Origin of the sequence: Paraburkholderia sp. GAS38 (genome assembly GCF_050434965.1) — a bacterium.
Lineage (GTDB): Bacteria > Pseudomonadota > Gammaproteobacteria > Burkholderiales > Burkholderiaceae > Paraburkholderia > Paraburkholderia phenazinium_A.
The window spans coordinates 134,191-156,253 of sequence record NZ_JBNDJO010000014.1 but is presented as its reverse complement, the minus strand read 5'-3'; the positions used below and the strand labels follow the sequence as shown (position 1 = coordinate 156,253).

The 22,063-nt window shown below is 63.5% G+C and carries 19 protein-coding genes and 1 pseudogene; 12 read left to right on the top strand and 8 right to left on the bottom strand.

Annotated features, from left to right (window positions below; all coding sequences use genetic code 11):
* The first annotated feature begins 243 nt into the window (after positions 1-243).
* Positions 244-1,767: a diguanylate cyclase gene (locus tag P3T42_RS28365; protein ID WP_429307911.1), complete on the top strand. Its 1,524-nt coding sequence runs from the start codon at positions 244-246 to the stop codon at positions 1,765-1,767.
* 16 nt (positions 1,768-1,783) lie between these two features.
* Here P3T42_RS28365 and P3T42_RS28360 read toward each other — a convergent pair whose 3' ends face one another.
* The gene (locus P3T42_RS28360; RefSeq protein WP_429307910.1) at positions 1,784-2,848 is read right to left on the bottom strand and encodes a HoxN/HupN/NixA family nickel/cobalt transporter; all 1,065 of its coding nucleotides are present in this window, start codon (positions 2,846-2,848) and stop codon (positions 1,784-1,786) included.
* Positions 2,849-3,024: 176 nt separating this feature from the next.
* Here P3T42_RS28360 and nikR point away from each other — a divergent pair, with 176 nt between their 5' ends.
* The 5 genes from nikR (at position 3,025) to P3T42_RS28335 (ending at position 6,806) form a co-directional block, all read left to right on the top strand.
* Positions 3,025-3,483, top strand: a complete 459-nt coding sequence (gene nikR, locus P3T42_RS28355; protein WP_074295914.1) for a nickel-responsive transcriptional regulator NikR — start codon at positions 3,025-3,027, stop codon at positions 3,481-3,483.
* Between the two features lie 83 nt (positions 3,484-3,566).
* On the top strand, positions 3,567-4,685 hold the full coding sequence (locus tag P3T42_RS28350; RefSeq protein WP_429307909.1) for a 3-deoxy-7-phosphoheptulonate synthase: 1,119 nt from the start codon (positions 3,567-3,569) through the stop codon (positions 4,683-4,685).
* A gap of 20 nt (positions 4,686-4,705) precedes the next feature.
* The gene (locus tag P3T42_RS28345) at positions 4,706-5,053 is read left to right on the top strand and encodes a hypothetical protein (protein WP_074295916.1); all 348 of its coding nucleotides are present in this window, start codon (positions 4,706-4,708) and stop codon (positions 5,051-5,053) included.
* A gap of 120 nt (positions 5,054-5,173) precedes the next feature.
* A complete protein-coding gene (locus tag P3T42_RS28340; RefSeq protein WP_429307908.1) occupies positions 5,174-5,794 on the top strand; it encodes a TetR/AcrR family transcriptional regulator in 621 nt (206 codons plus the stop codon).
* Between the two features lie 49 nt (positions 5,795-5,843).
* A complete protein-coding gene (locus tag P3T42_RS28335) occupies positions 5,844-6,806 on the top strand; it encodes a CPBP family intramembrane glutamic endopeptidase (protein ID WP_429307907.1) in 963 nt (320 codons plus the stop codon).
* Positions 6,807-6,826: 20 nt separating this feature from the next.
* Here P3T42_RS28335 and P3T42_RS28330 read toward each other — a convergent pair.
* From P3T42_RS28330 to P3T42_RS28300, 7 genes and pseudogenes are all read right to left on the bottom strand, one after another.
* A pseudogene (locus tag P3T42_RS28330) lies at positions 6,827-7,018 on the bottom strand (type II toxin-antitoxin system HicA family toxin); the annotation flags it as partial.
* 226 nt (positions 7,019-7,244) lie between these two features.
* Positions 7,245-7,820 (bottom strand): GNAT family N-acetyltransferase, encoded by a 576-nt coding sequence (locus P3T42_RS28325; protein WP_429307906.1) that lies wholly within the window; start codon positions 7,818-7,820, stop codon positions 7,245-7,247.
* Positions 7,821-7,916: 96 nt separating this feature from the next.
* Positions 7,917-9,410 carry a heavy metal sensor histidine kinase gene (locus P3T42_RS28320; protein WP_429307905.1) on the bottom strand — a complete coding sequence of 498 codons (1,494 nt, stop codon included), beginning with the start codon at positions 9,408-9,410 and terminating at the stop codon, positions 7,917-7,919.
* Complete coding sequence (locus tag P3T42_RS28315; protein WP_074295923.1) at positions 9,407-10,093, bottom strand: heavy metal response regulator transcription factor; 687 nt, start codon at positions 10,091-10,093, stop codon at positions 9,407-9,409. Before P3T42_RS28315 ends, P3T42_RS28320 begins: the two co-directional genes overlap by 4 nt.
* An 89-nt stretch (positions 10,094-10,182) precedes the next feature.
* Entirely contained in the window at positions 10,183-11,658 is a 1,476-nt protein-coding gene (locus P3T42_RS28310) for an efflux transporter outer membrane subunit (RefSeq protein ID WP_429307980.1), read from the bottom strand.
* Between the two features lie 5 nt (positions 11,659-11,663).
* Complete coding sequence (locus P3T42_RS28305) at positions 11,664-12,887, bottom strand: efflux RND transporter periplasmic adaptor subunit (RefSeq protein ID WP_074295924.1); 1,224 nt, start codon at positions 12,885-12,887, stop codon at positions 11,664-11,666.
* A 22-nt stretch (positions 12,888-12,909) separates the two neighbouring features.
* Entirely contained in the window at positions 12,910-16,113 is a 3,204-nt protein-coding gene (locus P3T42_RS28300) for an efflux RND transporter permease subunit (RefSeq protein ID WP_429307904.1), read from the bottom strand.
* Between the two features lie 709 nt (positions 16,114-16,822).
* On the opposite strand from P3T42_RS28300, the gene P3T42_RS28295 reads away from it, so the two are divergent.
* The 6 genes from P3T42_RS28295 to P3T42_RS28270 all read left to right on the top strand — a co-directional run bounded on the left by P3T42_RS28295 (position 16,823) and on the right by P3T42_RS28270 (position 22,048).
* Entirely contained in the window at positions 16,823-17,839 is a 1,017-nt protein-coding gene (locus P3T42_RS28295; protein ID WP_429307903.1) for a DMT family transporter, read from the top strand.
* Between the two features lie 32 nt (positions 17,840-17,871).
* Positions 17,872-18,003 (top strand): hypothetical protein, encoded by a 132-nt coding sequence (locus tag P3T42_RS28290; RefSeq protein ID WP_429307902.1) that lies wholly within the window; start codon positions 17,872-17,874, stop codon positions 18,001-18,003.
* A 90-nt stretch (positions 18,004-18,093) separates the two neighbouring features.
* Positions 18,094-19,845: an IlvD/Edd family dehydratase gene (locus P3T42_RS28285; RefSeq protein ID WP_429307901.1), complete on the top strand. Its 1,752-nt coding sequence runs from the start codon at positions 18,094-18,096 to the stop codon at positions 19,843-19,845.
* A 232-nt stretch (positions 19,846-20,077) separates the two neighbouring features.
* Positions 20,078-20,716, top strand: coding sequence for a LysE family translocator (locus P3T42_RS28280; RefSeq protein ID WP_429307900.1), 639 nt, complete (start codon positions 20,078-20,080; stop codon positions 20,714-20,716).
* 84 nt (positions 20,717-20,800) lie between these two features.
* On the top strand, positions 20,801-21,184 hold the full coding sequence (locus P3T42_RS28275; protein WP_074295928.1) for a hypothetical protein: 384 nt from the start codon (positions 20,801-20,803) through the stop codon (positions 21,182-21,184).
* A 63-nt stretch (positions 21,185-21,247) separates the two neighbouring features.
* Positions 21,248-22,048, top strand: coding sequence for a phosphodiesterase (locus tag P3T42_RS28270; RefSeq protein ID WP_429307899.1), 801 nt, complete (start codon positions 21,248-21,250; stop codon positions 22,046-22,048).
* Positions 22,049-22,063: the final 15 nt, after the last annotated feature.

Below are 22,063 nucleotides of genomic sequence, written 5' to 3'. Positions count from 1 at the left end.
GGAATCGGCCTCGCCGGATCAAACGGCAGTTCGCGTCGCGCATGAGGCTCATTATCACGCTGCTCGATCTAGGGGATTACCAGCGGTCGAAACGGCATTCAGGTCATGGCGTTCAAGTTCTCGCCCGGTCTGCCGTAGATCAGATTATGTGGATTGCCGGCATAAATGAGTCAGGAACGCCTTGAATCGGCACACGCCGTTCTGACGGTTTTCGCTCGCCTTCCTCACCTCCGGGGTCAAACCGTGCGCCGCTCGCCCAAGCTCACCCATCTCGTGCTATTGGCCGTCTCGTTCGTATCGCTGCACGTGATAGGTCTGCTGGTGTTCTCTTCCCCGACGGCATCCACGTTCGCCAGCTATCCGTTCCTGCTGCTGGCGCCCGCGCTGGCCTGCGCAAGTTGCTGCTGGCGGGCCGCAACCGAGGCGCGCGAATCGCGCTCGTCGTGGATTCTGCTGAGCGCCGGGATGGGACTGTGGACCTGCGGCATTGCGCTCAGCGCGTGGGAGGACATCTTCCAGCACATCCCTGAGAGCGCCGCCTGGTTCTCCGATTTCTCGTTCTTCCTCTACGGCGTGCCGGTGCTGCTCGCGATCTCGTCCGTTTCGGCGAAACAGCGGGTTCCGTTCTTCATCTGGATGGACGCGGCCCAGGCGCTGCTGACCGGCTTCCTCGCCTACGTCATCATTTTTTCCGTGGTGCCGTTTTCGGACACCCCGCTCGCGCCGATTCCGGCGACGACCCTGGTGCTGACCTACAACGCCGAGAACTTCATCCTTGCGGTGGCCGCGACCTTGCGTCTGCTGGCTCAGCCGCGCGGCGAGGAACGCCGCTTCTATGCGCGCCTCTTCGCCTTCCTGTGGATCTACGCGGTTGCGGCCTTCGTGTACAACAACTGGGCCGCCACATCGGATGGGCATGCCGCCATGGACGCGCTCGTCGATATCCCCTTCCTGTTCCTCGTTGTGGTAACCGTCGCGCCGCGCTCACGGCGCCCCAAGGTGGAACACATCGCGCACAAGCAGACGCTCGCCCTGTTCATCGAAAACGTCACGCCCATTTTCTACACGGTCGCGCTGCTGGCGCTGAGCATCTGGGTGATGCGCCAGCATTTTTATGCGGGCACGGTGGGAATCTTTACCGCCCTCGTCGTCTACGCCACCCGCTCGACCACGCTGCAGGGCCGCTACATCCGCGTGCAACGCGAGCTGCACGAAGCGCGCGACCGCCTCGAGCAGATGGCGCTCACCGACGCGCTGACCAACACGGCGAACCGCCGGCGCTTCGACGAGGCGCTCGCGCTCGAATGGAATCGCGCTATCCGCAACCGGCATCCGCTGGCGCTGCTGCTGGTCGATATCGATTACTTCAAGCTGCTCAACGATCGCTACGGGCACCCGGCCGGCGACCGCTGCCTGGTCTCGATCGCGCTCGCGCTGCAATCCGCGCTGCCGCGCAGCGGCGACCTGCTGGCGCGCTATGGCGGCGAAGAATTTGCGGCGATCCTGCCCGCCACGGACGAAGCCGGCGCCTGCCTCGTGGCCGCCACCATGCAGGCAGCGGTGCAGTCGCTGAAGATCCGCAACGAAAGCTCGACCGGCCTCTATGTCACCGTCAGCGTCGGGGTGGCCGTGTTCGAGTCTCCGCAGGCCGACGCGGCGGAAATCATCGAGGCGGCCGATCAGGCGCTCTATCGCGCCAAACAGCGCGGCCGCAACCGTATCGAAGCGACCGCCCAGCGCGATTTTCTGCGCAACGGCACCCGCTAAGGCGAGCGCTTGCGCATCAGGTCGATTCCACCCGGATCTCCACGTCTTCAAAGCGCTTCCAGCGATAGATCGCGGCCGACAGCAGCCAACTGACAATAAACACGCCGACGATCGCGTAGCCGATCATCCCGAAGTTATCGTTCAGGCTGCCGATCGCATTCCAGAACACGCCCGACAGATGCAGCTGATCGCCGATCAGCCCGAGTCCTTCGATGCCTCCCACCAGCAACGCCACCAGCACCGAGATCGTCGTGATGGTGATGTTGTAGTAGAGCTTGCGGACCGGCTTGACGAAGGCCCAGCCATAGGCGCCCAGCATCAGGATGCTGTCGGTGGAGTCGATCAGCGTCATGCCCGCCGTGAACAGCACCGGGAACACCAGGATCGACCAGATCGGCAGACCCTGCGCCGCGCTCGCGGCGGAAATCCCCAGCAGGCCGACCTCGGTCGCGGTGTCGAAGCCGAGACCGAACAGGAAGCCCAGAAAGTACATATGCCAGCTTTTCGTGATCAGGCTAAAGAGCGGCCGGAAGATGCGGGCGAGAAAACCGCGGCTCGCGAGCAGCATGTCGAAATCTTCCTCCGCGTAGGGCTCGCCGTTGCGCACGCGACGAAACGCGCGCAGCACCGAGCGCAGGATCACGAGGTTCAGCAGCGCAATCGCAAACAGGAACAGCGTGGAGACGATCGTGCCGACCACCGCGCCGATTTCCTTCAGCCCATCCATGCGGCTTTGCAGCGCTAGCGCGGTGGCCGCGATGCCCACCGAAGCCAGCACGACGATGGTGGAATGCCCGAGCGAAAACATCAGGCCGACGCTGACCGGGCGCTGGCCGGCCTGCATCAGCTTGCGGGTGACGTTGTCGATGGCCGCGATGTGATCGGCGTCCACCGCATGCCGCAGGCCGAACGAGTACGCGAGCAGGCTCGTCCCCATCAGCAACGGGTAGTGGTGAAATGCGATGAAAGCCCAGACCCAGGCGGCCACGTTGAACGCCAGCAGAAACGCGTAAAGTCCGACGATTCTCTGCCGCAAGGGTCCGCTGCCGTCGCCGAACAGCGCTTTCGTCATCTGTGTCATGGGTGTTTGCCTATCCGCCGTGGGGTTGATTCACCGCAATAATACTTTTTTCAAAAAAGATCATATCGATTGGGTTGGCCCATTCGTTCGCCCATTCTCACGTTGACCTGGTCATATGGGATGCCTCGGGTTCAGTTACGATGGGATAACGACACGACCCGCAGCGAGGACACACCATGCAACGAATCACCATCACCATCGACGACGACCTCCTCGCCGTAGTCGATACGCTGGTGGCGCAGCGCGGTTATACGAGCCGCTCGGAGGCGTTCCGCGACATCGTCCGCGAAAGCCGGGCACAGGCGCAGCAAGAGGCGGCGGACGGCCAGTGCGTGGCCACCCTGACCTATGTGTACGACCATGCCACCCGCGACCTGGCGCGCCGCATTACCCAGGCTCACCACGACCGGCACGACCTCGCGGTCGCCAGCATGCGGGTCCATCTCGATCACGAGAGCCTGCTGGAGTCGTCGGTCTTGAGGGGGCGCGCGCACGATGTCGCCGCCTTCGCAGACAGCCTCACAAGCCAGCGCGGCGTGCGCTACGCGCATCTGCATACGATTCCGGTCACCATCGAACACACCGAGCACCATCACGGCGACGACACGCCCCGGCACGAACATCTGCACGTCTGACAGGCTCGGCATGCAGATGGGGGCGCCCTGCGCGCCCCAGGTGCGATAATCGAGGGCTACCACCGCGCACCCAGGAGAGTATTTTGAGCGGCATCGACAATCCTTTACATGACCAGGAAGTCGGCGTTGCCGACGCCACCCAGGACACGACCCGTATCGACGACGTACGGATCGGCGCGGTACGCCCGCTCATTTCGCCGGCCCTGCTGCAGGACGAACTACCCGTGCCGCCGCGCGTGCAGACGCTCGTCGAGCAAAGCCGCGTCGCCATCGCCGACATCCTGCACGGCCGCGACGACCGGCTGGTGGTCGTCGTAGGCCCGTGTTCGATTCACGACCACGACCAGGCGCTCGATTACGCCCGCCGGCTCAAGCACGCCGCCGACGCGTTGCAGGAAGACCTGCTGATCGTCATGCGCGTGTACTTCGAAAAGCCGCGCACCACGGTGGGCTGGAAGGGCTATATCAACGATCCGCGGCTCGACGGCAGCTTCCGCATCAACGAGGGGCTGCGCCGGGCGCGGCAACTGCTGCTGGAAATCAGCGCCCTCGACCTGCCCACCGCCACCGAATTCCTCGACCTGCTGAGCCCGCAATACATCGCGGACCTGGTGGCATGGGGCGCCATCGGCGCCCGGACCACGGAGAGCCCGAGCCATCGGCAGCTCGCCTCGGGCCTGAGCTGCCCGATCGGCTTCAAGAACGGCACGGACGGCGGCGTGCAGATCGCCTCGGACGCCATCGTGGCGGCGCGCGCGAGCCACGCGTTCATGGGCATGACCAAAATGGGCATGGCGGCAATCTTCGAAACGCGCGGCAACGACGATGCCCACGTGATTCTGCGCGGCGGCAAAAAAGGGCCGAACTACGACAGCGCCTCGGTCGAGGAAAGCTGTGCGGTCCTGCGCGCGGCCGGCTTGCGCGAGCAGGTGATGGTCGACTGCTCGCACGCCAATTCGGGCAAATCGCACCTGCGTCAGATCGACGTGGCCGAGGACCTGGCGCGCCAGCTCGCCGCGGGCGAAGACCGCATCATCGGCGTGATGATCGAGAGTAATCTGGAGGAAGGCCGTCAGGACCTGAAGCCGGGCGTGCCGCTGCGCTGCGGCGTGTCGATTACCGACGCGTGCTTGAGCTGGGTGCAAACCGAGCCCGTGCTGGATACGCTGGCGAGAGCCGCACGCGAACGTCGCGCGCGCTGAGCGGTCCTGGGAGTGAGCGGATGAACAAGAAGGTGACGTATCTGGTCAGCATCTTCATTGGCGCACCCACCGAGCGGCATGCAAAGATCAAGGACATCGCGTCGCAAATCTCCGCGGGCGATTACGAGTTCCTGCATCTGCATCAGATGGGCGCGTTTCTGGTGCTCAACACTGACCGTGGCGCCAAGGAACTCGCCAACGCGTTTTCAGCGGCAACCGCGCCGGACGATCGCCTGTTCATCTCCGAGATCGGCCAGGACTGGCACACGCTCGGCCTGAACAAGGCCTCGTTCTGGTTGCAGAATCATCTCGCCACGAAGACCCAAACGCCGGCTGCCAAAAAGGGCAACCCGTTCGGGGACGCCTGAAGTCCATCTGCCATTGCTGCATTCACGCCGGCGCCGGTGTGAATGCAGCGAGTCCACCCTCTCCCTCTTCGCGCTGCAACGCTACCGAGTTGCGGCGCGCCCGCGGCGTACGTTTGGACGTTGCAACGTGCGCGTCACCCCGCCCGTAAAAAACACTTGAGTGAAGCGATCGCTTCATGTACCGTTCGCTTCATGGAACGAAAAGACGAACTGATCGCGAAGGCCCTCGACTACTTCCTCGAGCATGGGGTGGCCGACCTGTCGCTGCGCCCCCTAGCCGCGCAGATCGGCAGCAGCTCGCGCTTGCTGATCTATCACTTCGGCACCAAAGACGAACTGATCACCGCGGTCATGGATGAAGCCCGCCTGCGCATCCAGCAATCGTTCGCGGCCATGATGAGCGAAGGCGGCAAGGTCAACGGCATGAAGACCTTCTGGGAATGGGCGGTAGCGCCGCAAAACAGCCCCTATATGCGGCTGTTCTTCGAAGTGCAGATGCTGGCCATGCAAAACCCCGCCGCCTATGCGCGCTATGTGGAGCGCAATGCTTCGAGCTGGCAAAGCATGATTGAAAACGCCCTGCCGCCTACGCCGGATCGCCGCGCGGTCGCCACGTTGTGCGGTGCCGTGATGGATGGCCTGACGCTGGAATTCCTGAACAGCGGCGACCTTGGACGAACCACGGAAGCGCTGGATATTTTTGGCTCGATGTTGAAACAACACCTGGGCCGCACGGCCTGACGCGAACCGCACGCTCGCACACCCGCTCATTCGAAAAAGGATCGCCAGTATGGAAAACCTTGCCAGCGCAGGACCGCGCGCTTCCGCCCGATTTCGTTTCGCCGGCATCTGGATGGGTCGCGATGGTCTGCGGGCCGGATGGGCGATCCTGTTGTACTTCGTGATCCTGGCGGCCGTGGCTTTTCTGATCGGGCATCTCGCCTATGTTCTGCATCATCCGTTTCGTCTGCATGGCGAACTGACTCCGGGCAACAGCATGCTGATTGAAGCCACCCTGTCGTGCGCGGCGCTGGTGGCGACCGTGGCGATGAGCAGGATCGAGCGGAAGTCTCTGCGGGATTACGGCTGGCGCGCCGGCCAACGGGCGGCCCACTTCGGACAAGGCGTCTTGTGCGGCGTGGCCGCGGTGTCGACGATGATGGGTCTGCTGGCGCTCACGCACGGCGTGCAGATCGAATTCTCCGGCGCGGCCAACCCGTCGTTGCTCGAATCGGGCTTGCTGTGGGCCGGCATATTCACGCTGGTCGCGCTCGCCGAGGAGCTGACGTTTCGCGGTTACGTGTTCTTCAGGCTCGCTCGCAGTACCCACCCGCTTGCCGCCGCGACTGTCATGTCACTGGCGTTCGGCGCAGCGCATCTGACGAATCAAGGCGAGAGCCTCATCGGCATCGCTCAGGTGGTCGGGTTCGGCATGCTCGCCTGTCTCGCCATCTGGCGCACCGGTTCGCTATGCTGGGTCATCGGTTTGCACGCGGCGTGGGACTGGAGCGAGTCGTTCCTGTTCGGCACCGCGGACAGCGGCCTCGCGGTCAACGGACATTGGTTGACCAGCCATGCGATCGGCCCGGTTTGGCTAAGCGGTGGATCGGTCGGACCGGAAGCCAGTGTGCTGGCTTTTCCGGTGCTGGGCTTGCTGGCGCTGGTCGTCGTGAAGACGTTGCGGCGGGTTGAGGAACCGCGATTGAATACATTTAATTCAAGCAGCCCTTCCGACATTTCCTTTCGCAATTAAAGGAAACTTTATCTTTCATCCTATTCTCCGGCATCCATTAAACCGAATTCGCGGAGCTTCTCCACGACGTTCCGTACGGAATAAACTTTGACGATCGACCCCGGATGCGGTTTATGGAGAAAAATCTTTCTGCCACTACCATCAAAAAATGTTCTGTACGAGCCGCCCTTCTTCGTCTTTTCCGCGAACCCGAAACCCTCCATGAGCACGACCCTCTCGTCCCATGAAAAGTCTGCCGGAAACTCGGCGACACGTTGGCGTAACTTCTCTAGCTTCGACGCGAGCTATAGGTGATGAGTTGGGTGGATTGCAACTAAAAGTTAGTTACAGGTGCGTTGCACACTCTAACACTGCACTTAGAGTGTCACCAGTGGGTTCACAACTTTGGCAACCTTTGGAAACCACCGCAACGCGCGCGCCCCAGCTCGCATGACACCATCACGCCAACCCACCCTCCGATTCACCCCATGTCTGCAGCCAGCGCTCGCGCGATAGCGAGCAGATGTGCAAGTCGTCCGGCGCGCTCCCGGCGCCGTTCGACGGCGGGGTGTTTTCGACGGGCTGCAGCCCGAGCTTGTCGAGCGTCCTGATGCTGCGCTGGTTCCAGCGCGCCGCGCCGGCCCATACTTCGCCGACCGCCATCGCCGTGAAGCCGTAGCGGATCACCGCTTGCGCCGCTTCGACGGCGAAGCCTGCGCCCCAGCAGGAAGGGTGCAGCCAGTAGGACAGATTCCAGCTTGCCGGCACGTCGCGCTGCATGAGCGACACCTGGCCCACGCAACGCGTGCCGCCCGCGAGGTCGATTGAGAATACGCGCGCCCGGCCTTCCAGAGACAGCGCCAGCATCGACTCGAACCACGCTTGCAGCTTGCCGCGCCGCTTCAGATCGGCCAGCGGAAGCTCATAGGGAAATTGGGGTGAGCCGATGGCTGCATCCAGCGCCGCGTAATCGGAGGCGCTCGCGGCTCTCAGCCAACAGCGATCGGTTGAAATGAGGATGGGGGTGTCTGCCATTGGTCCTCGGGCCGAAGCCTGGGTCAGGTTGCGGTGACGATGCGCGCTGTGCCGACACTATCGCGCAGCCCCGTTGCGCCCGCAACCATCTCCCCCTCACATCGTCATACGCCCTGCCGGAGCCGGCTCGGCGGTGACCTTGTGAGCGCCATTGATGCAACTGGCACTGCCGACACCACTGACGTTACGCTCGACCGTCACCGCCGTCTCGCGCACGCCTTGCAGGTCAATACGCGAAGCGTCGACTGAGAACGCAAAGGTATTCACACCGTCGGCACTTTCGACCGACACCGTGCCGCGATGCATCTCGGCAATCGCCTTGACGATCGCCAGCCCCAGGCCGTGATTCTCGCGGCTATTGGTACGCGACTCTTCCGCGCGATAGAAGCGGTCGAACAGATGATCCAGCGTGGAAGGATCGATTGGCGGCCCCGGATTGCCGACCGCGATGCGAACCTGGTCCTCCTCGCGCGCAATCGTCACCCGGACCGTATCGTGCGGCGCACAGTGCTGGATCGCGTTCATCAACAGATTGGTGCAGGCGCGGCCGAACAGCGAGCGGTTCACCAGCGCCACCGCATCGCCGCGTGAAACCGCGCGCACGTGAGCCTCTTCGAACGGGATCTCGAGGAACTCCAGCGTGCGGGCCACTTCGGCTGCCAGCGACACTTCGACCAACCCCGTGGCGCGCTCGCCCTGGTCGGCACGCGCGAGGAACAGCATGTCGTTGATGATCGCGCGCATGCGTTCGAACTCTTCCAGATTCGATTGCAACGTATGGCGCAGATCGTCGACCGAGCGGTTGCGGGTCAGCGCCACTTCGGTCTGGCCGATCAGGATGGTCACCGGCGTGCGCAGTTCGTGAGCGACGTCGGCATTGAACGACTCGAGCCGGCCATAGGCGCCATCGAGCCGTTCCAGCGCGCCGTTGAAGGAATTGGCAAGGTCATTCAGTTCGAGCGGCAGCGAAGCCGTATTGAGGCGCTGCGAGCGATTGTTCGGGCTGACCTCGGAGGCATCTTTGGTCAGACGCCTGAGCGGCGCGAGTCCGATCCGCGTGACCGAATAGCTCAGCAGCAGCACCGCCAGGCTGCCCAACGCCGAGAGCGCGGCGAGCGCCGCGCCGAATGCCCGCATGGTGCGCACGTTAGGCTGACAGCTCGCCGCCACCTGCAGTTGCACGGCGGGCCGCACGCCGCTCGCCGGGATCGACACCGTGTTGGTAAGCATGGCTTGTCCGACGTCCGGTTGCACCCGCGTATAGCCACCCGGCCAGCTATCCGTTACGCGCCCCTGGACCGGCTGGCCATAATGGAACGCCGGGTCGGTGCTGGACACCGAGTAGATCGTGGTGCCGTCGCGCGGCGACATGTCCGTCAGCTTCTCGCGCGCCATGCGCCACTTCTCGGACGTAATCGAGTGAGACACGATGATCTTCGCAATCTCCATGCGGTCGTCGAGCGACTCGCGCAAGTGGTGGTCCAGTTGCGCCCGCATCACGAGAAACAACCCCGAGCCGACCAGCGTAAAGACCGACAAGGCGACGAGTGCGAACATCATCGCCAGCCGGCGGGCAATCGAGCGGTTCATGACAATTCCGCCTCCTCACGTACTTCGAGTACATAGCCCATGCCGCGCACCGTGTGCAGCAGCTTGGTGCGGAACGGGCCGTCGAGCTTGGCGCGCAACCGCTTGATCGCGGTCTCGACCACGTTCGTGTGGCTGTCGAAGTTGACGTCCCAGACCAGCTCGGTAATCGCCGTCTTCGACAGGATGTCGCCCTGGCGGCGCGCCAGCACGCTCAGCAACTGGAATTCCTTGGCGGTCAGATCGAGGCGCACGCCGTCGCGCGTGGCACGGCGGCCGATCAGATCCACGAACAGATCGCCAACCGAGATCAGCGTGGATTCCTGCGAACGGGTGCGGCGCGCCAGGGCGTGCAGCCGCTCCACCAGTTCGAGGAATGAGAAGGGCTTGGTCAGATAATCGTCCGCGCCTTCGCGCAGACCGCGCACGCGGTCGTTGATGTGATCGCGTGCGGTCAGCATGATCACCGGCGTGGATTTGCGCATGCGCAGCGCCTTGAGCACGCTGAAGCCGTCGCGCTTGGGCAGCATCACGTCGAGGACGATCACGTCGTAGTCGAACTCCGTGGCCAGATGCATGCCTTCCTCGCCGTCGAGTGCGATGTCGACCACCCAGCCCTGCTCCGTCAAGCCCGAGCGCAGATAGTCCACCACTTTGTGTTCATCTTCAACGATGAGCAGTTTCATGTATGCCCCTTGAGTCCTTACATTATACGAAACGCCTCGTTTTTCCGTCTGCTGGCTGCACACTTCCTCTCAAGGTGAATAGGTGATATTCAGTTCGACTGATTCATGGCCTGCTGTTTGACGTCGGCCGGCGCGCTGACATCCCAGCCGCCACCCAGCGCCTTCACCAGCGAAACCGACAGGGTCATCTGCTGGCCGTGAATCTGCACGTCCTGGCGCTCGCTCGTGAGGAGCGACTGCTGTGCGGTAATCACATCCAGATAGGCAACGAGGCCGCCGGAATAACGATCGTTGGCAAGCGACAGCAAGCTCTGCGCATCGGCCACCGCCTGATGCGACTGCTTCGCCGCGCCATCCAGCACCGACAATCCGGTCACGCCGTCCTGCACCTGCTGGAACGCGGTAAGCACCGTCTGGCGATAATTCGCCTCGGCCGCCTGGTAGCCTTCGCTCGCGAACTTGACGTTCGCCGAGCGGCGCCCGCCGTCGAACACCACCTGCGAGAATGCCGCGCCGAGCGTCCACATCAGGCTAGGCGCGCTCAACAGGTCGGCGAAATTGGTGCTCTGCCAGCCGATGCTCGGCGTGAGCGTCAGGCTCGGAAAGAACGCCGCCTTGGCAACGCCGATCTGGGCGTTCGCCGCGGCCATCGCGCGTTCCGCGGAGGCCACATCGGGACGCCGCTGCAGCACATCGCTTGGCACACCCAACGGAATCGCCGGCACTTGCGTGTTGACAACCTTCGGCTCAATCGTGAATTGCGGCGCGGGTACGCCGACCAGCGCGGCGATCGCATGCTCGAACTGCGCACGCTGCACGAGCAGCAGTTGCGCCTGCACCCTGGTCGCATCCAGTTCCGACTTCTGCTGCAGCACGTCGAGTCCCGACACCGAGCCCAGGTCGTGTTCCGAGGTCACATAGTCGAGCGCTTTCTGCTGCAGCACCACCGACTGGTTCAGCACGTCGATCTCGGCATCGAGCTCGCGCAGCGAGAAGTAGTCGGTCGCCAGATCGGTGCTCAGCACGAGGCGGGCGTTGGCGAGATCGTCGGCCGACTGCTCGGCCGAGGCCTTCGCCCCTTCCACTTCGCGGCGAATCCGGCCGAACAGGTCCGTGTCGTAGTTGATCGACGGGCCGACGGTCAGGCCGTTTTGCACGGTGGTCTGATTCGGCGTGCCGTAGGCAGTGAGCGGCCGGTCCTTCGAGATCTTGAAGCGCTCGCCCGTCCCGCCGAGATCGACCTCGGGTATCTGTTGCGCCGACGTATTCGCGAGCGTCGCCTTGGCCTGCTCGTAATGCGCGACCGCGGCGGCGAGCGTCTGGTTCTGCGCGAGCGCCTGGCCTTCGAGCGTGTCGAGCGTCGCGTCGCTAAAGCTCGTCCACCAGCTTGGCGTGAGCGGCGCATGCGACGGCTGCGCCACGCGCCAGTATGAATCGGTGCGCCACTCGGGCGGCGCATCGGCATGCGGCTGCTTGTAATCGGGGCCCACGGTGCAGGCCGTCAGGAGCGCGGCACCGAGGGTCGCCGCCACGATGCGGGCGCGCGGCACGGCGATGGGGCACACACGCTTCACGACGCCCCCTTGCTGTTGTCCGACGGCTGCTCGATCTGCACGCGATCACCATCCGCAATCGAATCGCTCGGATTGATGATGACCTTGTCGTTCGCGTCGATGCCGCTTTCGATCTCGAGCGTCTGCCCCAGATCCTGCGCAATCACGACCTTGTGCAGATGCACGACGCCGTTGCTGTCGACGACCGCGATGCGCGGACCTTCCGCGCGGAACAGCAGCGCATTGCCCGGCACGATGATGTCGGAATGCGCGACAGCCGGCACGGCGACCTGAACGTAGGCGCCCGGCCGCAACGCACCGTCCGGATTCGGCAGCCGCACTTCGATCTGCAGCGAACGGGTCGGCACGTCGATCGCACCGGAAATATGGCTGATGCTGCCGTGAAACTGCTTACCCGGCAGTTCCGCCTGGGTCACGATCACATCCTTGCCCACCGACACGTTTTGCGCGTAGGCCTGCGGCAATTGCACATACACGCGCAGCGGATCGGACTGGGCCAGCGCGAACAGCGAACGGCTCGTGCCGCTGCCCGCATCGATCAGGTCGCCGACGTCGACGTTGCGTTGCGTCACCACGCCGTCGAACGGCGCGACGATCCGCTTGAACGATTCGAGCTGGTTCAGGCGCCTCACGTTGGCTTCAGCCGCGGCGAGATTCGCCACGTCCTGCGTGTAGGTGCTCTGCCGCTCGTCCAGTTCCTGTTGCGAGACCGCATCGCGCTGACGCAGTTGCTGCCAACGTTCATACGAACTCTTCGCCAGCCCCAGGCTCGAGTTGATCTGGTCGCGCTGGGCGACGGCCTGCGCCAGTTCCTGATCGATTTCCGGCGTGTCGAGATCGGCCAGCAACTGGCCCTGCTTCACCCGTGCGCCGATATCGACATACCAGTGCAGCAGATAACCCGTGGCGCGCGCATAGATCGGCGACTCCACATAGCCGCGCAGCGTGCCCGGCAGCAGCGTGTTGCCGGTGCCGTCGCTCTGCTTGGGTGTGACGACATTCACGTACTCCCTGGCATTTTGCTGGGTCGTGTCCGCCACCGAACGGTTTTGCAGAATATCCGCCACCACGGTGCGCAACGCGCCTATGGCAAGCAGCACCAGCACGATCAGGATGGCGATCTTGGCGCGTTTCCATTCGCGGTTGCGGGGCGGCAGCGCGTGCCCGTCCTCGGTGTCCCGTGCGGGAATCGCTAGCGAAGCATGAGTTTTTTCAGTCATCTCAGTCAGCCGTCATTTAACTTTACGCGTGCTTGCCATCGCCGGCGCTAGCGCCGTCGTCGGGGCCCTGCTCGTCATGCGCGTCACCGTTGCGGCGAGCGAGACGTGTGTGGATCGCCGCAAAAACCAGCGGGACGAAAAAGAGCGTCGATATCGTTGCAAACAGCAGGCCGCCGATCACCGCCCGACCGAGCGGCGCGTTCTGCTCGGCACCCTCGCCGAGACCCAGCGCCATCGGAATCATGCCGATGATCATGGCGAAGGCGGTCATCAGCACCGGCCGGATCCGGCTGGCCCCCGCCTCGAGCGCCGCGGTGAGCGGCGGCGCACCGGTGGCGAGCCGCTGCCGCGCGAACGACACCATCAGAATACTGTTCGCGGTCGCCACCCCCATGGTCATGATCGCGCCCGTCAACGCCGGCACGCTCAGGTGCGTGCCGGTGAGGAACAGCATCCACACGATCCCCGCCAGGGCCGCCGGCAACGCGCTAATGATGATGAGCGGGTCGACCCACGACTGGAAGTTCACGACGATCAGCAGGTACACCAGCACGATCGCCATCGCGACGCCCACGCCCAGGCCGAAGAACGAGGTACGCATGGTCTGCACCTGGCCCCGCACTACGATCTGGCTGCCGCGCGGCAAGCTCGCGCGAGCCTGGTCGACCAGCTTGTTCACCTGGGTCGCCACGCTGCCCAGGTCGCGGCCTTCCACGCTTACATACAGGTCGATCACCGGCCGGATGTTGTAGTGCGTGACGACGGCGAACTGGTTCTGCGGCGACACCTGCACCAGGTTGCCGAGCAGTTGCGTCGGCCCGTTGGCCACGGCCGAAACCGGCGTGCGCAACAACTGGTCGATCGACGACACGTCATACTGCGGCGTCTGCACGGCCACGCTGTATTCCACGCCGTTCTTGTTGTTGAACCAGAAGCTCGGCGCCGTTTGCGAACTGCCCGACAGCGAGATCAGCACGTTCTGCGCCACGTTGTTGGCGTTCAGGTTCAGTTGCTGCAAACGGGTGCGATCCATCTGCAGATTGATCACCGGCTCGTCGAGCTTCTGCTGGATGTGCGTGTCCACCGTGCCGGGAATCAGCCGCACCTGCTTGTACAGCTTGCGCGCCACGTCGAAGTTGCCTTGCTGGTCGTTGCCGACGATCTGCACGTCGATGGCCGCGGGCAGCCCGAAGTTCAGAATCTGCGTCACGATGTCAGCCGGCTGGAAGAAAAACTCCACGCCCGGAAAACGCTGCGGCAAAATAGCCCGCAGCTTGTCGATATAGCGCTGGGTGGGCTTGTGATCTTCGTTAAGCGCCACCTGAATTTCACCGTCAAGTGTGCCGATCGTGCCCGAGTTGCTATACGAGAGATTAATACCGCTATACGGCAAGCCCAGGTTGTCGAGAATGGTCTCGAGCTCCTTGGCCGGCACCACCTGACGCACGACCTTTTCCACCTCGTCGGCAAGCCGCGCGGTTTCTTCGATCCGCGTGCCGGTCGGCGCGCGCATGTGCAAGCGGATATCGCCGGCGTCGACGGTCGGGAAAAAGTCTTCGCCGAGCACGAACACGAGGCCCATCGAGACCACGCAAAAACCGAGGAAGATGGCGCCGAACCTGCCGCGACGCACCAGCACGCTGCTCAGGATCACGATGTAGGCGGCACGCATGCGCTCGAAGCCGGCGTCGAAGCGGTGATAGATCCGCATGAACGGATTCGGCTTGCTGCCCGTTTTCGGCTTGTGCGCATGACCCATCAGCAGCATGGCCAAGGTCGGCACCAGCGTACGCGAGAGCACGTACGAGGCGAGCATGGCGAACACCACCGCTTCGGCGAGCGGCACGAACAGGTATTTCGCCACGCCGGTCAGGAAGAACATCGGCACGAACACGATACAGATACACAGCGTCGAAACCAGCGCTGGAACCGCGATTTCACCGGCGCCTTCGAGAATCGCGTCGTGCAGATTCGTGCCCATGTGCAAATGGCGCTCGATGTTTTCGATCGTCACCGTTGCGTCGTCCACCAGAATCCCGACCGCTAGCGCGAGCCCGCCCAGCGTCATGATGTTGATGGTCTGGCCTAAGGCATGCAAAACGATCAGCGAGGTGAGAATCGACAGAGGAATCGACACCGCAATAATGCAGGTGCTGCGCCAGTTGCCGAGGAACAGCAGAATCATGGCCGCGGTCAGCGCCGCCGCGATCAACGCTTCGCGAATCACGCCCTGCACCGCCGCCTTGACGAACACCGACTGGTCGAACAGCGCAGTAATCTTCAGATCAGGCGGCAACGCGGAGCGAGCGGTCGGCAGCAGCGCCTTCAGCGCATCGACGATCGCCAGCGTGGATGAGCTGCCGGTCTTGAGCACCGACATCAGCACGCCACGGTGACCGTCCTGGCGCACCACATTGGTCTGAGGAGAGAAGCCGTCGCGAACGTGCGCCACCTCCCGCAGATACGTGGTCGCACCATTGAGCGTGCGCACCGGAATGTCGTTCAGGCCCGCCACGGTAGGCGGCGAACCGTTCATGTTGACGGTGTATTCCGTTGGACCGATCTTCGCCGTGCCGGTCGGCAGAATCAGGTTCTGCGCATTGAAGGCGTTGACCACGTCGGCCGGCGTCAGCCCCTTCGCGAGCAAGGCCCGCGTGTCGAGGTCGACCGACACCAGACGCGACTTGCCGCCGTACGGATACGGCACCGCCGCCCCTGGGATCGTCACCAGTTGCGGGCGCAGGAAGTTGAGCGCGGTGTCGTTGAGATCCTGCTCCGAGAGTTTTGGACTGGACAGCCCGAGCTGGATCACCGGAATACTGGAAGCCGAATAGCTGATCACCAGCGGCGGCGTGGCGCCCGGCGGCATCTGCTTCAACTGCGCCTGTTCGACCGCAACCGTCTGGGCGATGGCGGTCTGAATGTTCGCGTTCGGCTGCAGGAACAGCTTGATGATCGTGATACCGGCGAGCGACTGCGACTCGATATGCTCGATGTCGTTGACGGTCGTGGTCAGACTGCGCTCATTGACCGAAGTGATCCGGTTGGCCATGTCTTCTGCGGACAGACCCGTGTAGCTCCAGATGATACTGACGACCGGAATGTTGATTTCCGGCAGCACGTCGACTGGCGTCGTCAGCAGGACAAATGGCGTCGCCAGCAGGATCAGAATAGCCATCACGATGAACGTGTATGGCCGCTTTAGCGCAACGTTGACAATCCACATTGAAACGCGCCCGAAAGAATGCTGGAAAGGATGAGAAGTCGCCGAGGCCGAACGTACGCGTGACGTTCGCGCCAGATCAACGTTGACGAAGACGCACGACAACCGTTGGCTAACTCACGCAACGGATGCACAGCGCGCTGCGCAGCGCTAATGAACGCAATGCCAAACCGGGCAGCTCGCAAATGCGATCCCCGCGCCACGGTAAAGCTGCGCCTATGCTAATTGCCTGGCACCAACGTCTGCATGGCGCCAAAATGGCAAAACTGTCAGGAAGGAAAACGTAAGCTGACGTGGCCCGAAGGATGGTTCGGGCGGTCTGCCCGGCGCCCAGATTGCCGCCCGTACCGGCAAGTCGACACCGTCGTCGAGCATAGCCCGTTTGAAGCGCGCCGCGAATCGGGGGTGCTCCCACCACGCCGTCACGCGTATTACGGCAGATTGCAGCGCGTGGTCGCAGCGCTCCGGTCAATCGGTTGAAAACGCACCTTGTATTATTGAACGTTCAGTCATAATATTGGGGCCGATATCGGGATGTATCTGCTTCAGACGTAGTGGCTTATAGCGGTTCGCCCGGGCCGATGCAATAGTGGACAGTTTGATAACTTAGCTTTAAATGTAGTGGTATCTGAATAGGCAACGTGTTCGTCCCGGGATGGTGACGATGAGTGCGTTCGCCCCCGCTTCTCATCTATTTTTTGAACGATCATTCATGAATACATCCACCAAGCCGACTGCTTCTCTCACCGTCGAACGCGGCATGCCGGCCGCGCCGGCCCCGCTGGTCAGCGCATATGGCAGCTACGCGAAAGGCCTGCTGTGCTGCCTGCTCGCAACGGTCTCGTTCGGTCTGATGTTTCCCGTGATGACGAGCGCCCTGACGCACATCGATCCGTTCACGTTCACCTCGTTGCGTTACGTCGTTGCTGGCGCTGCGTTTCTGGTGCTGCTGCAGCACAAGGAGGGCACAGCGGCGCTCAGGTTGAAGGGCGAGCCGGTTCTGCTCGCGTGGGCGCTGGGCTCGATCGGCTTTGCAGGTTTTGGCGCGTTCGTCTTTCTCGGCCAGCAAATGGCGGGACGCGACGGTGCGCTGACCGCCTCGATCATGATGGCCACCCAGCCGATGCTCGGCCTGCTGGTCAATTCGGCTGCGCGGCGCGTGTTGCCGCCGCTCTATTCTTTTCTGTTCATCCTGTTGTCGTTTTGCGGAGTCACGCTCGTGGTCACCAAGGGCGACATTGCCGGCTTGCTGCACGAACCGCAGGACTATGCGGCCAATGCGCTGATCGTATTGGGCGCGTTGTGCTGGGTGATCTACACCTTCGGCGCAAGCTTCTTCAAGCAGTGGTCGCCGCTCCGATATACGACGATGACCATCTGGCTCGGACTGACTACGATCATTGCGCTCAACGTGGCGCTCTTCGCGGTGCATGCGGTGGCCGTGCCGACGCTTGCGGAGGTGGGCGCGATCGCACCGCATCTGCTTTATATGGGTCTGGGCGCGGGCTTCATCGGCATCCTCAGCTGGAATCTCGGCAACCGGATCCTGACGCCGCTCAACGGCGTGCTCTTCATGGACGTGGTGCCGCTCACGACCTTCATCGTGTCCGCGCTGGCGGGTGTGATCGCCACGCCCATACAGATTGCAGGCGGCGGCATGACGTGCGCCGCGCTAATTCTGAACAATCTGTATTTGCGGCGTCGGGGACGGCGGGTTGCAAGAGGGTAAGAGCGAAATAGAAAGTCCCCGGAAACGCCAACGTGTTCCCGAAGCGTGTGGTGGGGCTGCTGTGGGGCTATTCGTTGGCCCGCATGCGGCGGGTGCAGGCGCTCCTGAAGACGGCGATGGATCTCGCGACGAACGATCCGGAGCACAATAACGTTTGTGTCTGAAGACAGCGTGAACTGCTTGCTGCGGGCCTGGAACATGCGATAGTTTGCGCGTGTGGTGCACCGCCCCCTTCCCTCTATCGAGCCCAAGCCATGACCGACAAGTCCGCCTCCCCGCCGCCCGACGACACCCCCGCCGGTTTGCGCAAAGGCTTGACCCACTACGGCGACAGCGGCTTCTCGCTGTTCCTGCGCAAGGCGTTCATCAAAGGCGCGGGCTACACCGACGACGCGCTCGAACGCCCGGTAATCGGCATCGTGGACACCGGCAGCGCCTACAACCCTTGCCACGGCAACGCGCCGCAACTGATCGAAGCGGTCAAGCGCGGCGTCATGCTGGCGGGCGGCTTGCCGATGGACTTCCCCACCATCTCGATCCACGAGTCGTTCTCGCAGCCCACCAGCATGTACTTGCGCAATCTCATGTCCATCGACACCGAGGAGATGATTCGCGCGCAGCCCATGGACGCCGTCGTGCTGATCGGCGGTTGCGACAAGACCGTACCCGCGCAACTGATGGGCGCGGCCTCGGCCGGCATTCCCGCCATCCAGTTGATCACCGGCTCGATGCTGACCGGCTCGCATCGCTCGGAGCGGGTCGGCGCCTGCACCGACTGCCGCCGCTACTGGGGCCGCTTTCGCGCCGAGGAGATCGACGAGCATGAAGTCGCGGCGGTCAACAATCAACTCGTCGCCAGCGTGGGTACCTGCTCGGTGATGGGCACCGCAAGCACCATGGCCTGTCTTGCCGAAGCGCTCGGCATGACCGTGCCGGGCGGCGCATCGCCGCCGGCGGTCACCGCGGATCGCATGCGCATCGCCGAACTGACCGGCACGCATGCCGTGCGGATGGCGCATGCGCGCCTCACCGTCGATCAGGTGCTCACGGCAAAGGCGTTCGAGAACGCGATGCGCGTGCTGCTGGCGATCGGCGGCTCGACCAACGGCATCGTGCATCTGAGCGCCATCGCAGGAAGGCTCGGTTTTGAAGTGGATCTGCAGGCGCTCGACCGCATGGGCCGCGAAACGCCCGTGCTGCTCGACCTGAAGCCGTCCGGCCAGCATTACATGGAGGACTTCCACAAGGCGGGCGGCATGGCGACCTTGCTGCGTGAGCTGAAGCCCTTGCTGCATCTCGATGCCTTGACCGTCACCGGCCGCACGCTGGGCGAGGAAATCGAAGCGGCCGGGCCCGGCTTTACCCAGGACGTCGTGCGTCCGCTCGACCAGCCGATTTATCCGCAGGGCGGTATCGCCGTGCTGCGCGGCAACCTCGCGCCAGGCGGCGCAATCATCAAGCAATCCGCCGCCGACGCGAAACTGATGGAACACACCGGCCGCGCGGTGGTATTCGAAAACGCCGAAGAGCTCGCGCGCCGCATCGACGCCGACGATCTCGACGTGACCGCCGACGACATTCTCGTGCTGAAGAACATCGGCCCCAAAGGCGCGCCGGGGATGCCCGAGGCAGGCTACATCCCGATTCCGAAGAAGCTCGCACGAGCCGGCGTCAAGGATATGGTGCGCATCTCCGACGGCCGCATGAGCGGCACGGCGTTCGGCACGATCGTGCTGCACGTCACGCCTGAATCTGCCATTGGCGGCCCGCTCGCGCACGTGCGCAACGGCGACGCGATTCGCCTGAGCGTCGCGCAACGCGAGATCAGCCTGCTGGTGTCGGACGAAGAGTTGGCCCGGCGCGCAACCGAGCAGCCCGTCAACGTACCGAGCGCGGAACGCGGCTATCTGAAGCTGTTTCTGCAAACCGTCACGCAGGCGGACCAAGGCGTCGATTTCGATTTTTTGCGTGCGGCCAGCCACCGCGGCACGATACCCAAGGCTTGAGTCACGCAAGGCAAACCCAAAATAATTAAGGTTTGAAGCAACCGCGGCGCCCTTCTTCATGGTTTGCGCTCACGCCGCAGCGCAGATTGTCCTGCTCCGTTCGAAACCAACTGTCTCTGTGAGAACGGCCACGCCATCGTGCAGAATGGGCGGGCATGCCCGCCGGCTGCGTGACGACGGTTGAACACGTCGTCCTGCCACCGCCCTTAACTGTCCTCGGAAACCCCGTTCCATGACTGCCAGCGCCTTCCTGTCGGCCAACGTGCTGCTCGCCTACACCGCCTACTTCATCGGCACGGCGAGCCCCGGCCCGAGCAATCTCGCCATCATGTCCCTCGCCATGGGATCGGGCCGAAAAGCCGCGTTTGCCTTCGCGCTCGGCGTGATGTCGGGTTCGTTCTCGTGGGCGCTGCTCGCCTCGCTCGGCCTGTCGGCGGTACTCGCCACCTATTCGCAGTTGCTGGTGGCCGTCCGCGTGGTGGGTGGCCTTTACCTGCTCTGGCTGGCGTGGAAATCGGCCCGCTCGGCGCTCACGCCGCAAATGCCGCTCGCCAGCACGACACGCACGCCCGAGTCCTCGCAGCGGCTCTACGTGCGCGGCCTGCTGCTGCATCTCACCAACCCCAAGGCGATTCTGGTCTGGCTGTCGATCGTCTCGCTGGCCGTTCCGGCGAGCGGCGGCGCTTCGCACACCGCACCGGTCGTACTCGGCTGCATGGGGATCGGCGTGTTCGTATTCAGCAGCTACGCCGTGCTGTTCTCGACCGACACCGCACGCCGCGTCTACGGCTCGATCCGGCGCGGGCTGGACGGCTCGCTGGCCGTGGTGTTCAGCGTGGCCGGCGTCAAGCTGCTGACGTCGCGCAATTAGCCAGCAACGCGCGGATTACCCGCGCGGTCTCGCCTTGCGCTACTGTGACGGGTATCGCACACGCGCAAGGCAAGCGGAAACAGCATGAGCAGTGAGGACCAGCAGGACACGCCGCCACCGTACTCGCCAGGACAGATTCGCCTCTATCTGGCGAGCGTCGCGATTCTTGTCGCGGGCCTGATCGGCGCCGCCGTCATCTACGCCACGGCGCCAGCCGAGGACCGTGCGGAACAGATCTACGGCGTCGCCAACAATCAGAGTTACATCCTCGAGCTGCAACGCATCGGCGGTACGGCCGAAGTCGTGATGGCCGAGTTTCATCAATGGTTCGACAGTCTCTGGCACGGCAAGCCGCTGGCCTATACGGTGGCGGCTTTATGCGCTGCGGCGGCAGCCGCGTGTTTTTTGGCGGCGCATACTCGGATCTTCGAGCCGGTGCACGAGCAGACTGACGATCAGGACCGTTAGCGCGGCGCACCGCGCCGTCCATGCCGATGCCACCGTGTTAGCCCTACACCTTGCAAGGCAAGCATGGCGACGACTCTCGCGCAAGTCTCCGATATCCACGTGTGCCCCGAAGGGACGCTCTATCAAGGCGTCGCGGATTCCAACGCGATGTTCGCGCAGGCAATCCAGACGCTCAATCACCTGCAGCCCGCGCCGGATCTGGTTCTGATCACCGGCGATCTGACCGAAGACGGCACCCCCGCCGAATACCGCATGCTGCGCCAGTTGCTTGCGGCGCTCGAGTTGCCGTATCGGGTGATGCCAGGCAATCACGACAACCGTCGCCATCTGCGCGAGGCGTTTCCTGAGCACACCTATCTGCCTGCCGAAGGCGCTCTGCACTTTGCCATGGACATCGGTGAGGTGCGTTTGCTGGCGCTGGATTCGACCGTGCCGGAACTGCACCATGGCGAACTGGATCGCGCGGCGCTCATATGGCTGGATGGGGAATTGACGGCTTGCCGCGGTCGTCGAGCGGTGGTCGCGATGCATCATCCGCCGTTTGCGACGGGGATTCCTTATCTGGACATCTATGGCCTGCGCAATGCGCAAGCCTTCGAGCAGGTACTGAGCGCGCACGATCACGTCGACCGCGTGATCGCCGGGCATGTGCACCGTTTGATGCACACGCAGTTCGGCGGCGTGCCGGTCATCACCTGCCCGAGCACGGTCACGCAAATCGCCCTGCGCACCGCCGGCGACGCCGAACCCGCGTCGTTTCTCGAACCGCCGGCGCTGCTGCAGCACGTCTGGGCCGGCGGCCGTTGCGCCGTTTCGCACCTGACTTATATCGGGCAGTACGCGGGACCGTTTCCGTTCGCGTAGCGGCGCCGCCTCGCG

What these genes read in the sequence shown, in the direction of transcription:
- P3T42_RS28270 (WP_429307899.1), top strand. Translation starts at nt 21,248, where the DNA reads ATGGCGACGACTCTCGCGCAAGTCTCCGATATCCACGTGTGCCCCGAA.
- P3T42_RS28275 (WP_074295928.1), top strand. Translation starts at nt 20,801, where the DNA reads ATGAGCAGTGAGGACCAGCAGGACACGCCGCCACCGTACTCGCCAGGA.
- P3T42_RS28315 (WP_074295923.1), bottom strand. Translation starts at nt 10,093, where the DNA reads ATGAAACTGCTCATCGTTGAAGATGAACACAAAGTGGTGGACTATCTG.
- P3T42_RS28320 (WP_429307905.1), bottom strand. Translation starts at nt 9,410, where the DNA reads ATGAACCGCTCGATTGCCCGCCGGCTGGCGATGATGTTCGCACTCGTC.
- nikR (WP_074295914.1), top strand. Translation starts at nt 3,025, where the DNA reads ATGCAACGAATCACCATCACCATCGACGACGACCTCCTCGCCGTAGTC.
- P3T42_RS28360 (WP_429307910.1), bottom strand. Translation starts at nt 2,848, where the DNA reads ATGACACAGATGACGAAAGCGCTGTTCGGCGACGGCAGCGGACCCTTG.
- P3T42_RS28345 (WP_074295916.1), top strand. Translation starts at nt 4,706, where the DNA reads ATGAACAAGAAGGTGACGTATCTGGTCAGCATCTTCATTGGCGCACCC.
- P3T42_RS28305 (WP_074295924.1), bottom strand. Translation starts at nt 12,887, where the DNA reads ATGACTGAAAAAACTCATGCTTCGCTAGCGATTCCCGCACGGGACACC.
- P3T42_RS28300 (WP_429307904.1), bottom strand. Translation starts at nt 16,113, where the DNA reads ATGTGGATTGTCAACGTTGCGCTAAAGCGGCCATACACGTTCATCGTG.
- P3T42_RS28295 (WP_429307903.1), top strand. Translation starts at nt 16,823, where the DNA reads ATGAATACATCCACCAAGCCGACTGCTTCTCTCACCGTCGAACGCGGC.
- P3T42_RS28285 (WP_429307901.1), top strand. Translation starts at nt 18,094, where the DNA reads ATGACCGACAAGTCCGCCTCCCCGCCGCCCGACGACACCCCCGCCGGT.
- P3T42_RS28335 (WP_429307907.1), top strand. Translation starts at nt 5,844, where the DNA reads ATGGAAAACCTTGCCAGCGCAGGACCGCGCGCTTCCGCCCGATTTCGT.
- P3T42_RS28325 (WP_429307906.1), bottom strand. Translation starts at nt 7,820, where the DNA reads ATGGCAGACACCCCCATCCTCATTTCAACCGATCGCTGTTGGCTGAGA.
- P3T42_RS28280 (WP_429307900.1), top strand. Translation starts at nt 20,078, where the DNA reads ATGACTGCCAGCGCCTTCCTGTCGGCCAACGTGCTGCTCGCCTACACC.